12 protein-coding genes are annotated in these 16479 nt (G+C 32.0%); 2 read left to right on the plus strand and 10 right to left on the minus strand.

All coding sequences use genetic code 11. The annotated features are described in order from the left end of the window. Positions 1-22: 22 nt before the first annotated feature. From SHI72_RS00600 to map, 4 genes are all read right to left on the minus strand, one after another. Positions 23-2938, minus strand: a complete 2916-nt coding sequence (locus SHI72_RS00600) for a DEAD/DEAH box helicase (protein WP_323488721.1) — start codon at positions 2936-2938, stop codon at positions 23-25. A 301-nt stretch (positions 2939-3239) separates the two neighbouring features. Then, the gene (locus SHI72_RS00605) at positions 3240-4013 is read right to left on the minus strand and encodes a class I SAM-dependent methyltransferase (protein ID WP_035618021.1); all 774 of its coding nucleotides are present in this window, start codon (positions 4011-4013) and stop codon (positions 3240-3242) included. Between the two features lie 80 nt (positions 4014-4093). Continuing rightward, the gene (locus SHI72_RS00610; RefSeq protein WP_039116417.1) at positions 4094-4468 is read right to left on the minus strand and encodes a GxxExxY protein; all 375 of its coding nucleotides are present in this window, start codon (positions 4466-4468) and stop codon (positions 4094-4096) included. A 51-nt stretch (positions 4469-4519) separates the two neighbouring features. Then, positions 4520-5338: a type I methionyl aminopeptidase gene (gene map / locus SHI72_RS00615; protein WP_039118482.1), complete on the minus strand. Its 819-nt coding sequence runs from the start codon at positions 5336-5338 to the stop codon at positions 4520-4522. Between the two features lie 198 nt (positions 5339-5536). Between map and SHI72_RS00620 the strand changes: the two genes are divergently transcribed. After that, positions 5537-6781, plus strand: a complete 1245-nt coding sequence (locus SHI72_RS00620) for a DUF445 domain-containing protein (RefSeq protein ID WP_323488722.1) — start codon at positions 5537-5539, stop codon at positions 6779-6781. Between the two features lie 55 nt (positions 6782-6836). On the opposite strand, the gene SHI72_RS00625 is transcribed toward SHI72_RS00620, so the two are convergent. The 5 genes from SHI72_RS00625 to gpmI form a co-directional block, all read right to left on the minus strand. Next, positions 6837-8225 carry a TolC family protein gene (locus SHI72_RS00625; RefSeq protein ID WP_323488723.1) on the minus strand — a complete coding sequence of 463 codons (1389 nt, stop codon included), beginning with the start codon at positions 8223-8225 and terminating at the stop codon, positions 6837-6839. After that, the gene (locus SHI72_RS00630; RefSeq protein ID WP_039116413.1) at positions 8225-9571 is read right to left on the minus strand and encodes an HlyD family secretion protein; all 1347 of its coding nucleotides are present in this window, start codon (positions 9569-9571) and stop codon (positions 8225-8227) included. Before SHI72_RS00630 ends, SHI72_RS00625 begins: the two co-directional genes overlap by 1 nt. Next, on the minus strand, positions 9565-11235 hold the full coding sequence (locus SHI72_RS00635) for a peptidase domain-containing ABC transporter (protein ID WP_323488724.1): 1671 nt from the start codon (positions 11233-11235) through the stop codon (positions 9565-9567). The genes SHI72_RS00630 and SHI72_RS00635 overlap by 7 nt, the downstream gene beginning before the upstream one ends. 12 nt (positions 11236-11247) lie before the next feature. Then, positions 11248-11919, minus strand: coding sequence for a TetR/AcrR family transcriptional regulator (locus SHI72_RS00640; protein WP_323488725.1), 672 nt, complete (start codon positions 11917-11919; stop codon positions 11248-11250). 193 nt (positions 11920-12112) lie between these two features. Next, positions 12113-13630, minus strand: a complete 1518-nt coding sequence (gpmI, locus tag SHI72_RS00645) for a 2,3-bisphosphoglycerate-independent phosphoglycerate mutase (protein ID WP_039116410.1) — start codon at positions 13628-13630, stop codon at positions 12113-12115. A gap of 556 nt (positions 13631-14186) precedes the next feature. Between gpmI and SHI72_RS00650 the strand changes: the two genes are divergently transcribed. Continuing rightward, positions 14187-14909 (plus strand): murein L,D-transpeptidase catalytic domain family protein, encoded by a 723-nt coding sequence (locus SHI72_RS00650; RefSeq protein ID WP_039116409.1) that lies wholly within the window; start codon positions 14187-14189, stop codon positions 14907-14909. On the opposite strand, the gene SHI72_RS00655 is transcribed toward SHI72_RS00650, so the two are convergent. Next, positions 14898-16478, minus strand: a complete 1581-nt coding sequence (locus SHI72_RS00655) for a L,D-transpeptidase family protein (RefSeq protein ID WP_039116408.1) — start codon at positions 16476-16478, stop codon at positions 14898-14900. The genes SHI72_RS00650 and SHI72_RS00655 overlap by 12 nt on opposite strands. Position 16479 lies beyond the last annotated feature (1 nt).

The following is a 16479-nucleotide window of genomic DNA, read 5'->3' on the forward strand; positions in this document are numbered from 1 at the left end:
TAACGAAAAATGTACCAATTTATTAGGAACCTAATATATACTCCAAATTAACTTCGATTTCATCGTTAACAAAGCTTTCTTCTAAAAGCGAATCAGATAATAGTTTTTTGTTTTCTTGCAGTTTGATTATTTTTTCTTCAACCGTATTTTTCGAAATAAACCTTACAACGTTTACTTTGTTTAATTGCCCAATTCGGTGCGCTCGTCCAACTCCTTGTTTTTCTGCAAAAGGATTCCACCATGGATCTAAAAATAAAACATAAGATGCTTTGGTGATATTTAAACCAACGCCACCTGCTTTAAGCGAAATAAAAAATAACAATGGATTTTCGTTTTCCTGAAATAAATTTACTTGTTGCTCTCTTTTCTTGGCAGGAGTATCACCTGTAATCTCACAAAAAGCTATTTTGTTTTCTTTACACCAAGTTGTGTAGAAACTCAAATTAGTAACAAATGAACTAAAAATGATAGTTTTTTGTTTCTCTTTTACTAAAGTTTCCAGGTAATTAGTGACCGCGATATATTTTCCGGAATCTATTTCTGATTCCTGATCTACCATTTTTGGGTGATTACTCAGTTGTCTTAACTTCATCAATGTATTGATAATGCTAATTTTGTCTGGGCCGGATCCATCAGTTTTTAGTAAAAAATTACGAGCTTTTGATTTCTCTTTTTCATATAATTTTTCCTGTTCAGGATCCATATCGCAATAATAAATCTGCTCTGTCAATTCTGGTAAATCCTTTAAAACCTGCTCTTTGGTTCTTCTTAATATATATGGCTGAATAAGATTTTTTAGTTCTGCTAAACTATCTTCATCTTGTTTTTTCTCAATTGGAATTTTAAAATTTTCGGCAAAGAAATTATAACTGCCCAAAATATCCGGATTTATAAATTGCATTTGCGACCATAAATCGTCCAAAGAGTTTTCGATAGGCGTACCACTTAAAGCTATTTTATGTTCCGTGTTTATTTTAGTAATAGCTTTAAAAATTTTAGAATTTTTATTTTTAATGTATTGACTTTCGTCCAAAATTAAATAACGGAAATTGTATTTTTCTAAAATTGAAATATCGCGATGAATGATGCTGTAACTGGTAAAAATTAAATCTGATGATTCTAATCTACTCGCTAATAATTTTCTGTCGTTACCAACATACTGCATTTTTGAAAAATGTGGTGTAAATTTCCCCGCTTCGTTGTACCAGTTAAAAACCAATGAAGAAGGTAAAACTATCAATGTTTTTAAAGGTTCTCTTTCAATAATGGTTTCATTTTGAAATAAATCAAAATTTGTGGTTTTGGTTGTAAAACCTAACTGTTCCTGTACGGCAACCAATACGGCTAAAGTTTGTAAAGTCTTACCAAGACCCATATCATCAGCCAGACAAGCACCCAAGTTGGAATTAAAATGTCCCAAAAGCCATTTTACACCCTCAATTTGATAAGGTCTCAAAGTTGCTTTTAGCAAATCAGAAGAGGTGTATTCAGCTTCGCGAATTGGATTTACGTCATTTTTGATTTCTGGAATAGCATCTAATGCGGCAAAATTACTTTTGCGTAAAAGCAGATTCCCATTCTCTGTTTTTGCCAGTTTTGCCAGTGAACCATATTTACTGAGCCATTCTAAAGGAATTAAAAAATAGTTTCCGTCAGGCAATAAAAAGAGTCTTTCTTTGCTTTTTATATTCGGAATAATCTCGCTGAAATTGATTGTATATGCTCCAATCGAAATAATTATTTTAATGTCAAACCAATCTTCTTTAGTTTCTCCTTTTGAAAATAAAACGGTATGGTTTTCTGTAATGATTGCTTTGCTTTCCAGTTGCAAATTTTGGATTGTAAAACCTAAATTTTCTAACTCTTCTTTACGATTAATAACCAATTGGATATTGGTATAAGGATCAGGAGTTTCTGTATCTGAATTCCAGCCAAACAATTCATTTTTGATTTTTATGAAACCAATTTCTAGCAATTTGTTTGTATATAAATCTTCATCAGAGCTTCGTTTAAACTGAATTATTTTTGGTTCATTGGCAACACTAAAATCAACAAACGTATGTGTTTTTTTAGTTTTACTAGCGTCAAATGAATATCCGTTATAATCGAAATGAAGGTTGAGATAATAACAGTTTTTAAAGAAATCATAAACAGGTTGAATCGTACAGGAGATAATTTTATCACGAGGTTCAATTTCAAAACCAGTTGCTTCAATGTCAGTTTTTTTAGCTATTTCAGGAATGAAATTTTTAAAATAATCATCAACTAGTCTTGAAGGTATTTCGATTGATTTTTTCTTTAAAAAAGGCGTAAGTTTTTTAGAATTCAAGGCTGTTAGTTGCCCTAATTTTTTATCAATGATTAACCAGCCTGGCTCATCCAGCAGTATATCGATACTACTATTCATGGGTAGAAATGTAGTTTCGTTTTCTTTTAACGATAGTGTATATGTAATTCCTTCTGCGTGTTTGTCAAATTGAATTTGAGGCTCAAAATCGAGAGGATTAGTACTAACTCGTGTACGATAAAAATCTTTTTCAATTCCCATATTAATAGATAACGGAAATTGTTCTTTTACAATTAGTGTGTAAAAGGAACTTAAATTTAGTTGCAGATGCTGGCGAATTGCAAAATCAATTTTGGAATCTTTTTGCAGATCAGTAATTGTTTTTGCCGATTTGATTTTAGCGCTAAATTTCTTGAAAATAAATTCAGGCTTTAAAGATTCACAAGCCGTCAGTATTTTTTTTGCATTGGGATCTAAATTTTCAAATATAATTCCAAAACTTTCAAGAACGTCTGCGCTTGCTTTTTTGTTTAAATATTTAATGTCATTATCATTAGCGTCTTCAACGATATAAGCTGTTGGGATATAGGTATTCAGATTTTTTTCAAAACTGATGTCAAAACAAAATTGAAATGATTTCGAAGGTTCCAAGATTAAGGGTTTGGTTTGGTTGTAATTTGGGAAATTGTCTAATTCGAAAAAAAACTAAAAAGTAACGCAGATAAAACGGATTGCTAAAGCAAAACGCAGATAAAAACGGATTTTTTGTTTTAGTTATTAATTCGAATCAAAAATTTAAATAAAAAAATATTATTCCATTGATAAACCTAACAGGTTTTTAAAACCTGTTAGGTTTCGAATGATTATCATATTTTATGATTCAGTCTGATTGTATTATTGCTCAACAGCTTTTTAAATGAACTCATATCACTTATATGGTTCGAAAAAGCGTTTAGTTTTCCTGTTTAAAGCAAAGTGGGATAATTTCTCCTTTGGCCAAACAATATTTTTCTACCAGTTCTGGAGCTATTTTGTTGGTGTAATCTTCTTCGATTACTATAAAGCCAATGCTTCTTAATTTATCAAAATAATCGCGACCGTAAATACGTACGTGGTCATATTGTCCGAATATTTTAGCACGTTCTTTTTGGTCGGTAATAGTATCATCGGCAAAAGTAACTTCTCTTGATAAATCTTGTGGAATTTGCAAAATAGCCATTCCGCCAGGTTTTAAAACGCGAAATAATTCCTGCATAGCTTTTGTGTCATCAGGAATATGTTCTAAAACGTGATTGCATAAAATAACATCATATTCGTTATCCTTAAAAGGCAAATTACAGATATCTGCTTTTACATCTGCTAAAGGAGAGAATAAATCAGTAGTTGTATAGTCAAGGTTTTTTTGCTTGCGGAATAGTTTGTAAAAAGCTTGTTCCGGAGCAAAGTGTAATACTTTTTTTGGTGCTGTAAAAAAATCAGTTTGATCATTAAGGTATAACCATAACAAGCGGTGTCTTTCTAAAGAAAGTGTGCTTGGTGATAATACATTGTTACGTTGAGTTCCATAACCATAAGGCAAAAACATTTTGAAACTTTTACCATCAATAGGATCAGTAAATTTATCTCCTTTTAATGTAAAGGCTAAAATAGGACGTGCCACATAACTCAAACGAATTAATAATGGACGTGGAATGGTATTAAGTACTAGTTTAAAAAGTTTCTTCACGGTTTTATAGATTTGAACACGAATTTCACAAATTTACACGGATTAATGCAATGTGAAATTTCACGAATCTTAGGCTTGGGTTAAAGTATTATTCTTTTATATTTAAGGCTGTCTTCTCCAAAATTAACTAGTAAACCCAGTTTGTTTTTTGAGGCAGCCAGATAATTTAATGTTTGTTTAATTTCACTACTCGAAAGAGTTGTAATTGCTTTCAGTTCCAAAATGATTTTATCAAAAATTACAAAATCTGCAAAATAGTAACTGGATAAAATAATGTCTTTGTAAGCTATATTATATTTTAATTCACGACTATATGGTATTTCGTTTTTTTGAAACTCATATTCCAATGCATCACCATAAACTTTTTCACTATGTCCTTTGCCTAAAATTTTATGGACTTCCATGCAGATTCCTATAATTTTGTAAGACTCGTCTTTTAGATATAACTCATTCATTAGTGAAATTTTCAGTAATCCATTAATTCGTGTAAATTCGTGAAATTAGTGTTACAGTACTAATGGCACTTTTCTAAACTCATCCTCTTCATTACTTTCGATTCCTAGTGCTTTATAGATGTATTGGAAAGTTGATAAGATTTCTGGTTTACCATCAATTAAAGCGACATCATGTTCAAAGTGAGCACTAGCTTTACCGTCGGCAGTTGTAATTGTCCAGCCATCTTTATGTTGTTTTATGTTACGAGTTCCAAGATTAATCATTGGCTCAATAGCAACAACCATTCCTTCAACAAAAAGTTTTCCTCTACCTTTTTTGCCATAGTTAGGCATTTCAGGATCTTCGTGCATTTTTTGTCCAAGACCATGACCTACTAGTTCACGAACAACACCATATCCATGTGCTTCGGTATATTTTTGTATTGCGTTTCCAACATCTTCTACTCGGTTTCCAGCTTTAAATTCGCGGATTCCCACATATAAAGATTCTTTGGTAACTTGTAATAGTTTTTTAACTTCTGGAGCAACTTCTCCAATTTCAAAGCTATAAGCATGATCTCCGTGATATCCATTTTTGTATGCACCACAATCTACCGAGATAACATCACCACTTTTTAGAGGTGTATTATTTGGAATACCGTGAACAACTTGCGAGTTTGGACTCATACAAAGTGAGTTCGGGAAGTCGTACAAACCTAAGAAGCTTGGTACAGCACCGTGATCACGAATAAATTCTTCGGCTAGTTTGTCAAGATATAATGTGGTGACTCCTTCTTTTATTTCAGAAGCAATCATTCCTAATGTTTTAGATACGATTAAGGCACTTTCGCGCATTAATTCTATTTCTTCACGTGATTTTACAATAATCATAATTTCGGATTTTCAGTTGGCAAAAGTACAATTTTAATATTATTTTTTTTAAATAGCTTTTGTATTTAATTATAACAATAATAATTAGGTCAAATAGCTATGATAAATATATAGAAAGTTTGTAAAATTATCTTGTTAAAATGAAAAGAGTTGTAGAAACAATTGAATAAATTAGCTTATTAATTAACTCGTTACATTATGAAAAGTAGTAATAACCAAGAAGGCATAAGCAAAGCGGCTGGTTTGATTAAGATGAAGAGATTTGCTTTGGGAGTATTGGGTGTAGCTGTAGTTCTTTTTTTAATAGCAATTTATTTTAAAATAGGTTGGCTAAAAGCTTTTAGTGAGGCGGCTATGGTGGGGGGAATTGCAGATTGGTTTGCTATAGTAGCCTTATTCAGGCATCCTCTGGGATTACCAATTCCGCATACAGCTTTAATTCCTAATAATAAAGATGCTATTGGGCAAAATTTAGGCACTTTTGTTTCTGATGAGTTTTTAATCAAAGAGAAATTAGAAGTAAAAATCGAGCAGTTTAATTTTGCCGAAAAGGCTGCAAACTGGCTATCTGAAAAAAGTAATGCAAATACAATCGCTTCATTAATTATTGAAGATATTATACCAGGGATTTTAAAAACAATTGTAGATGAAGATGTTCAGAAGTTTATTCAGGCCAAATTTGAAACCAAATTAAGAGAAATAAATTTTGGAGAATGGATTGCGGTAGGGTTGGAATCATTAACTAAAAGTGAAAAACAAGAGCAGTTAATTACTAATGTTCTAAAGATCCTTACGGAAGAATTGCAGAATAACAGAGATGTGATTCGCGAAAAAGTGAATAAGTCAACGCCTTGGTACACGCTTGGTGTGGCCGATAAAAAAATTGCAGACGGTATTTTTAACGGACTTTATGAATTTATCGATGAAGCAAAACATTCTAACAGCAGTATCAGAAGGAAAATAAATGCTTATGTTCTTGATTTCATTACAGAGCTAAATAGTTCGCCAGAGCTTCAGCAAAAAGTAAATGATTTAGTGATAGAGTTTGCTCATAAGAGTGAAGTGAAAGAATATATCAATGATATTTGGAGTCAGATAAAAGTTGCGATTTCTGCCGATTTAGAGAAGAAAGATGATTCTAAAATAAAAAATAAAATCATCAGCATGATTCAGAATTTTGGAGTCAGTATAAAAGGGGATGAAATTATGTTGAGTAAAATCAATAATTTTATAAAAATTGATTTGCTGGGAATCCTTTTGAAGAATAAGCAAATGATTGGAGATTTAATTGCTTCATCGGTAAAGAGTTGGGATAAGGAAGAAATCTCTAATAAGTTAGAATTAGAAATTGGGAAAGATCTCCAGTTTATCCGAATTAACGGAACTGTAGTAGGTGGGTTTGTGGGTCTTTTTATTTATTTTATCGAACATATTATTACCTAAAAAAAAGAGACAAATCGTAAGACTTGTCTCTTTTTAGGATATTTTAAGTTTAGTTTTAATCAGGATTTGCCATGATTTTAAAGAGTTCTGAGTTAGAAATATAAAATCTGTTTTCTAAGGCAATAGCAGCAAGTTTGGCGCTTACTAAATTATTCTCTCGAGTATTAATTAAGAATAAAGAGCTTTCTCCAAACGAAAATAAACGTTCTTCGGAGTTGAGCATTGTAACATTGTTTTCGACCAAATCTTTCGCCAGTTTCTTTTGTTTTAAGAGTGAGGTGATTTCTGTTTTTTGCGCGCTTATTTTATTGGTTAATTGTGTTTTTTCTAAAGCCAAAGCAAATTCATTCTCCTGAAGTTTATATTTTGCCAGTTTTAAGCTCCCTCGTTCCTTTCTTAAAAATAAAGGAAAATAAAATTCTAGTCCTATTTTGTAATCTTCAAAACGATAATTATCAATGTAACCAGGCTCTGATAAATAGGAGTAACCCACATTTATTTTGGGCAACAACATATTTTCTTTTAGCTTTTTTTCTACATTCAAAATCTCTATTTTGTTTTGTAGTGCATTTATTTTCGGATGCGTTTCTAAGCTAAAATCATTTTGTAATAAATCATTGGTCTTTAAGGTTTCTTGCAATGAGTTTTCTAGCTCAGTTTCAGGAATAAGACTATCGGACATCTCTAGCGGAATATTATTTTCTAACCAAAGAAAATTAGATAGTTCTAGTTTTGATTTGGCAAGTTTTAGTTTAGAATCCTCAAGACTTAATTCTCTATTTTTTAAACTAATTCCAGCTTCAATACTATCAATTGCAGGTTTGTCTCCTTGGCTTATTAAGGCTTTGATTCCTGTTAGGCGTATTTGCGCATTATTATTGTACGTTTCGTAAAGCTTCATTTCGTCAAAATTCTTCTTCCAGTTAAAATAAGCAATCGAAGCATCGTACAATACAGCAATGGCTTGAAGTTTTCTTTCGGATTCGCTTAGTTTTATCTGAATCTTTGCTTTTCGAACATCTGCCATTCTTTGGTTTATGAATAGCCCTTGCCCAATAGGTACACTAATTCCAAAAGAAGTTAATCCTTTATTAGGAGTTGTGTTTTCGGGATTAAGATAAACACCTTCGTTATTATCGAACCCTGCTTTTAACTCGATTCCATACCAAGTCGGAATTTTAAAACTGCTATTTAAAATGGAGTAGTATTCTTTGTCTTTAAATTGTTTTTGACTAAAATCGACTTCAATTTTTGGATCAAAACCACCTCGGGCCATCATTAAATTGGCTTGGGCTTCACTGACTTCCAAATTAGCACTTTTAACCAAAGGATGGTATTTTTTTACATATCCAAGAAATTCATTATAGCTGAATTCTTTAGCTATTGGTTCTTGACCAAAAACGGTAAAACCAATAAAAAGAAAGGCAAAAAGTAGTGGTTTCATTATTTTTTTTCTTTTGTGGTTTTTGTCTCATTCTTGTAATAATTTGGAGGGAATCCGTTAAGGGTTCTCCAAATCTCAAACCAAATTGGTACAGTGTCTAACAAAGCAATTGTTTGTGCGCCAGAACCAACACTAAGTTGTTTAGGCCATTTAGCTTCGGATGGGTCTGGGGCAATCAGGATTCTATATTTGCCATTGTCGCTAATAAAATTCTCTATAGCTACAACTTGCCCTCCAAATGTTCCGTAAGATATATCAGGCCAGCCCGAGAATACTATTGTAGGCCAACCATCGAACCAAACACGTACTTTTTCTCCCTTTTTTATCAAAGGCAAATCAATAGGATTTATAAAGGTTTCGACCGCAATATCATATTCAGATGGCATTATGGTTACTATCGGAGTTCCCTCTTTTATGGTTTCGCCAATACCAGCCAGCAAAGCTCTGTTAATGTAACCATTTTGTGCTGCTTTAATGTAATACATACCATTACGTACACTATAATTTACATATTGATTTTCTAGTTTATTAACCTGTGCTTCAGTGTCAAATTTATTACTCAAGGTTGTATATTGGTCACTTTTTGCTTTAGCTGCTTTTTCAGAATATTCGGCAGTGATTCTGTTAATCTCTACTTTAGCATTTATGTATTCATTTTTGCTGGTTAAGTATTTATTTTCCTGAGTTACAATTTTAGCATCAACATCTTGTAATTTCAAGCGTTTTTCCTCTACATCGGTCATCGGTTTTAAACCTTCTTTGTTTAGTTGCAAGGCACGATTATATTGTGTGTTTGCAATTTTTAGCTGCGTTTTAACTGCAACAAGATCAATGCTGTCGCTTTTTATTTTTAAAAGGGATTGTTTTACTTTATTTCTTGCTTGCTCTAATTTTAATTTCTTCTCGTTTTCTATAAATTCTATTTGCTTAGAAAGTGTGTTTACTTTTTCTCCATAGGATTCTAGAGATTGCTTTTTAGCATCAACTTGGTTTTTAGTGTTTTCTACTAAATTTGGATCCATGTAGTCTTCTTTTATTTCAGAAATAAACATGATTGTATCTCCTTTTTTTACAAAATCCCCTTCTTGTACATACCATTTCTCAATTCGACCCGAAATAATACTCTGGATAGATTGTGGTCTTTGGTTGGGTTTTAAGGTCGTTACAGATCCTGAACCAGAAATGTTCTGTGTCCAAGGCAAGAAAAGCGATATTATTACAAAGATTGCGGTGCCTATTATTATTTTATTCAGGATTTTATAATGAGGCCTATTGCTTAGGTCTTTTATAGTTTTATACTTGTCAAGAGGCTGTAACTTTGTTTTATTGTCGGAAATGTTTAGCATGGCGTATTGTTTTTTTGATCAAGTATGATAAGGCCGTTTTGCATGGTTATTTTTCGAGTCGATTTTGTTTTCCAATAAGGATTTTTAGAGGAAACAATAATGGTCCATTTATTCTTGTCGGAAGTTATAAAATCAATAATTTCATTTGCAACATCATCATCCATGGTATCTGTTGGATCTTCATAAAAAAGGATTTTTGGTTTATGAATAATACTTCTTGCTAATAATATTTTTTGAGCATTAGAGGAAGATAATTGTCTTCCTTCCGGGTAAATATGTGTGTCTAAACCTTTTGGTAATAATTTAATAAATGGGCTAAGTTGAACTCCATCTACGGCCCACTTTAAATCCTCAGAGCTTATCGATGGGTCATTAAAAGTAATGTTTTCTAAAATGGTTCCTTCAAACGGGGTTTCATTATGAATAATACTGCCTATTTGTGAGCGATATTGTTTTAGGTTTATTTTCTTAAAGGTGTCATCATTGATATAAAAAGCACCAGAACTTTGTTTAAGTACGCCCGATAGTAACCTGATAAGAGTAGTTTTTCCGGAGCCATTTTGACCATCAATTACTATTTTTTCTCCCTGATTTATTTTAAGGGTAATAGAATCCAGCGCATTCTTCTGAGAATCTGGAAACTTTACACTTAAACCTTCTGTTTCTAAAGTGATGTTATTATAGCAACGGTCATTTTGGGAATCTGAATTTTCTTCTAATTCTAAATCTGTTACTTGTCCTATTTTTTCAACAGAAGTCAAAACGTCATAAAAACTTTCGAGTCCCAGAATGATTTTCTCAACAGAGTTAATAACTAATAAGATGATGATTTCTGCAGCAACAAACTGTCCAATATTCATTTCCTGACTTAATACTAAATACCCTCCAATAGATAGTAAACTGGCAGTTATAATGATTTTAAAAAGAATCAATTGTGTAAATTGTCTTTTGATAACGCTAAAATGTTTTTCGCGATACGTAAGATAGCCACTTACTATTGAGTTGTTTTTTTGAAGTGCAAAATCATAATTAAGTTCATTCCTGAAACTATAATTATTACGTGCCATTTCTTGTAACCAGCTTGCAACTTTATACTTGAATTTCGATTCTTTTAAACTAGTTTCTAAACCTGATTTGTACGAAAATTTAAAAATGAAGTATAAAAGAAGGAACAATAAGAGACCAAATACAATAAAATAAGGATGGTATAAGGACAGCAGGATGATTCCAAAAGTGATTTGGAGTAAGGCTGCCGAAAAATCAGTCAATAATTTTGAAGTTCCTTTTTGGATGGTCATGGTATCAAAAAAACGATTTGTTAGTTCTGGAGGATATGTACCATACAATTCTGATTGTTTTATTTTTGGTAAACGAGCTGCAAATTCAAATGAAGCGCGAACAAATATTTTTTGTTGCAAATTTTCTGTAATTCGCAATTGCATAAAAGATAAAATACCAACAAGCGCAACTCCGGCAACAACTAAGATGATAAGAACAATCCAGGATGCACTTACCCTGCCAGATTGTATAAAAGTAATAATGGCTTGGATTCCTAACGGAAGCGACAAACTTATTAATCCTGCAAAAATAGCATAGAAAAAGATTTGATAAATGTCTTTTTTATCTAGCTCAAGTAAATTGTAAAATCGTTTTATTGGAGTCATAATTGGTTGTTTTTAGCGCAAAACGTTTTCTGCAAGATTTAAATAAAATTGAGTAGTTGTAACGGTTTCATTGCAATCTGTGATTGTCTTTAAATGATCTGTCAGGAAATGTTGGTGCAAACTTCCTTCTACAATAGTCGATACTAGAGATTTTGCAAAAGGGTAGTCCGGATTTACTTCCTTTACAATAGAAACAATCCGATTGATAACTCTTTTGTATATTAAAAAAAAGCCTTCTTTGTTTTCTTGATCCACTTCTTTAGTATGGAATGTTTTAGTGAATTCGGCAATTATAATTTTATTTAAAATCGCTTCATTAATATGTTCTGTAGAGACATCATCGGTTACTTTTTCGGTAACAATGGTAATGGCTTTATTAAGTTTTTCTTTTTTATCTACGATGTTAGTAGTAGAGAAAACCAGTTTGTACTCCATCCAGCTCCAGTACCAAGAGGAGAGGTAGACTAATAATTTGTGTTTGTTCTCAAAATAACGATAAATCGAACTTTCGTTAGATCCTATTTCTACACCTAATTTTTTAAATGTAAAATTATCAAAGCCAATTGCATCGATGAGAAGAATACTTTGTTCAATAATTTTTTTTCCTAAGGCAGATGTTTCCGGATCCTTTACATAGATCTTTTCATTGACTTGGATTTTTAAATTTGATAGTATAGCCTCCATAAAAGTTATTTTAAATGCAAATATAATAGTATTACTTTCAACTTTGAGTATTTAACCTTTATTTGTGCAAAAAAAAAGCTGTTCTTAAATCAAGAACAGCTTTTTTTAAAATAGTTTTCAGTTTCAGTCGCAGTACCAGTTTTCAGTGATGATTGCAACTGAATACTGTTACTGTAAGCTAAAACGAATGCTTTTACAACAATGAATGACAAGTCATTGCAGCAGGTTGTGGAATTCCCATTAACTCAAGAATAGTAGGAGCAATGTCACCCAAAACACCATCGTGTATTGTTTTTAATTCTTTATCAACCAAAATAATCGGCACAGGATTAGTTGTGTGTGCTGTATTAGGGCTTCCGTCAGGATTAATCATAGTTTCGCAATTTCCGTGATCGGCAATTACAATTGTAGTATAATCATTTGCAAGAGCAGCTTCGATAACTTCTTTTACGCAAGCATCAACAGCTTCACAAGCTAATATTGCAGCGCTCATAATTCCTGTATGTCCTACCATATCACCATTGGCAAAATTTAAACATACAAAATCTACTTCACCTTTATTTAATTCAGGCACTAATGCATCTTTTAATTCAAATGCACTCATTTCTGGTTGTAAATCGTAAGTTGCTACTTTTGGAGAATTTCTTAAGATTCTGCTTTCGCCTTCAAAAGGAACTTCTCTTCCGCCAGAAAAGAAAAAAGTTACGTGAGGATATTTCTCCGTTTCGGCAATACGAATTTGTTTTTTATTCGCTTTCTCTAAAACTTCACCTAATGTTTCGGTAATGTTGTCTTTGTTGTAAACAACTTTTACGTTTAGGTATGTTTCGTCGTAATTAGTAAGCGTTACATAATACAATTTTAATTTATGCATGTTTTGCTCATGAAAATCTTCTTGCGAAAGAGCTTCTGTAAGTTCACGACCTCTATCGGTTCTAAAATTGAAGAAAATAACAACATCATCTTCTTCGATAGTTGCTAATGGTTTATCATTTGCATCAACCATAATGATTGGAGCGATAAATTCATCAGTAATGTTATTTTCGTAGCTTTCTTTAATAGAAGCTACGGCATCTTTTGAGTGTGTGCCCAATCCGTTTACTATTAAATCGTAAGCTAGTTTTACACGTTCCCAACGTTTGTCACGATCCATTGCATAATAACGACCTATAACAGATGCTATTTTTACTGGAGTATTTGCAATATGGTTTTCTAAATCTTGTATGTAAGTTGCTCCAGATTTAGGATCAACATCACGACCATCGGTAAAGGCATGAACAAATACTTTGTCCAAACCGTATTCTTGAGTAGCATCAATTAATCCTCGTAGGTGAGAAGTGTGTGAGTGAACACCACCATCAGAAACAAGACCTAAAAAATGTACTTTTTTATTGTTTTCTTTTGCATAAGTAAACGCATCTACAAGTACTTGCTCTTTGGCTAAAGTATTGTGAGCTACAGCAAGGTTTATTTTTGCTAAATCCTGGTAAACGATTCTTCCCGCACCAAGGTTCATGTGTCCAACTTCACTATTTCCCATTTGCCCTTCTGGTAAACCTACATTTAAACCATCGGTACGAAGTTGTGCGCTTGGGTAGTTTTTGTAAAGGCTATTTATAAATGGAACATTTGCATTGTCTATTGCAGATACTTTAGGGTCAGGAGATTTTCCCCAACCATCTAAAATCATAAGGATTACTTTTTTGTTCATCAGAATTTATTTTGCACAAAGATAAGCCATTTGTAAAATGTTTAAGAAAGACTTAGATACAATTATGCTTTATAAAGGGAACGGTATAAAAAAATAATAATTTAATTATAGAAGGTGTAATTTTTTAAAATAAATGCAGATTAGGTTTTGTTTTTGATGCCATTATAGTCAATGAAATGGTGAATGCTTACCGATAAAATATGGTTTAATACATTCCTGAATAAGTAAGTTGTTTATGTTATTAAAGAATAAAGTATTTGAGATAATCAGGAAGTGCTTAAAAAAGTCTATTTACTTTAAAATGATGTAATTAATTAGTGTAGCTAAATGTGGTATAATTGATTAATTTGGTTTTCTAATATGTAGGTTTTGGCTTATAGTTTACTGTGTTTCAATAAGTTTTGTTATAATTTCATTAAGAGAATACAATAAATATTAGGTTGTATTCGTTAAAAAATGATTAAAAAGTACTTCGTTTCTACTGTAAAATTTTGGGAGCTACATATTTTTTATATATTTGCGAACCACGAAACAAATTATAACCTAAACGCATTCAATGATTTATAAGATTTGTCCCATATTGTTAATGTTGTTTTTGTCATTTACCACGGATACAAAAACAACTACAGAAGTTAAAAAAGTTGAAAAGAAAAATATCGCTAGTACAGTAACTGCAAGCTTAGATTTAAGAATCAAAGCGGTTTATAGTACACTTAATGCAAATAATTTTGATTTACCTGAACTTAAGAGTTTTACAGAGGCTTTAAAAGGTTTTTATTTATTAAAGGAAAAAGGACTTATTCAAAAAGATCTTTTGACTTTGGTAGATTTTAGTTTGTCTTCTAATCTGAAACGTCTTTGGGTTATCGATCTTTCTACCAATACCGTATTGTTTCAATCTCTGGTTGCTCACGGAAGAAATACAGGTGAAGAATTCGCATCAGATTTTTCAAATACAAATTCTTCCTATAAAAGTAGTCTTGGTTTTTATGCAACAGGTGAGGTGTATAGAGGAAAACACGGAATCTCGTTACGTTTAGATGGTTTAGAAAGAGGAGTTAATGATAATGCGCGCGAAAGAGCAGTAGTAATTCATGGAGCCGATTATGTTTCTGAGTCATTTATTAGAAACAATAAAAGGTTAGGTCGTAGCCAAGGTTGTCCTGCTATTCCTGTAGAATTAACTAATGCAATTATCGAAGCAATAAAAGATAAATCGTGTTTATATATCTATCATCCATCAAGAACTTTTACGATGGAAGAAAAGCTAATTTCTTAACTTAGCATATAAATCGGTGTCTAAATTGTAGATGTCATTTCTAAATTGTAAAGAATTGTCTTCGCTCCAGGCGGTCCAATACCATTGATACATAGCGTATTTTTTGGCAATTCTTACATTGGTAGTTTTTTTAGTAACTATAAGAGAATCTATTTTTTCTTTCGACCAGTTATTAGAGTCCAATATATGTTGTGCTAATTCCAAAGGATTTTCGACACGAACACAACCAGAACTTAATGAACGATTGTTTCTTCCGAATAAGTTACGGTGATTGGTATCATGTAAATAGACGCTATGGTTATTTGGAAACAAGATTTTCATTAATCCCAATGAGTTACTACTTCCAGGACTTTGTACATAGCGATAACTACCAGGAGAATTTTCATTCCAGTCACTAGGTTCTACAACAGAGTTGTCTTTACTGTAAATCGTAATGTTTTTATTTTTTAAATAATTTCGATTGCGTTTCATTGCAGGAACAATATCTTCTTTTAATATAGTTGGCGGAACAGTCCATGTTGGGTTAAAGACAACAGTTTTAAGAGTTGAGGTTAGAATAGGTGTTTTTCGGCTATTGGTACCCACAACAATTTTTCGAACAACAGTAGTGTCTTTGTTTTCAACAACGTGTAGGCTGTAATCAGGAATGTTTATTATAAAATAATTTTCGGCAAGCGTATCTGCAAACCATCTCCAGCGCTCAATGTTGCTGATAATTTGATGTTTTCGTCTGATTTTAGAAAAATTCAAAGCATTAACAGTTCCTTTACCAATAACACCATCGGCAGCTAAGCCATGACGAGTTTGGAATTTTTTAATAGCTTCAAATGTCTTATTGTCGTAAGTAGATGTTAAACTGTCTCTCCCTGTTAAATCTTTCCAGTATAAAAGGCGTTTTTTAATTGTAATCATTGCGTTATTAGTGTCGTGCAATGTTACTTTATCTTCAACTTCGATGGTTTTAATGTTGTCGTCTGGAAATTCATTTAGTAATTCTAGTGCTTTTAGTAACCTTTTATAGGTATATGTTTTTGGCTGACTTTTTTCGATAGCAAGCGTTAAATCATTGTCATTAAAAGCTTTTATAAGAATGGTATTTACATTAAAAGGTTTGTCATTTAAATCCCAATCATTATATAGTTTCTTAGGATTCAGTTTTCCTTTATGTAAATGCGTTAAGTATTTCTGAAAATTATAAGTAAGCAAAACGTCATATAGAGCCAAGTCGGTATCGTTTAACTTACTTATTTTACTTTCAAAATTTTCTATTCTTTTTATGCTATAATCGTTTGGTTCTAAACCAAGAGATTCAGATTTTTTTAATTCATCAATAATGAAGGTTCTTTTTTCAAGATTTCCCCAAACGGTTTCATTATGAGATGCGATGTAAAATTTTTTAAGATCTTCACTTTTAAAAGAGCCTATCACCGATGTGTCCAACTGAATTTTTCGTTCATCAGTTTGAACAATTGCAGGAAGAGGTTCCGCTTTTTTTACAGGAATTGCTTTTTCTTCTTTTTTGCAACTTATAAAGATTGATAGTAATATTAAAAAGTAAAGTTTATTCATT

The organism is Flavobacterium sp. PL02 (assembly GCF_035013205.1).
Lineage (GTDB): Bacteria > Bacteroidota > Bacteroidia > Flavobacteriales > Flavobacteriaceae > Flavobacterium.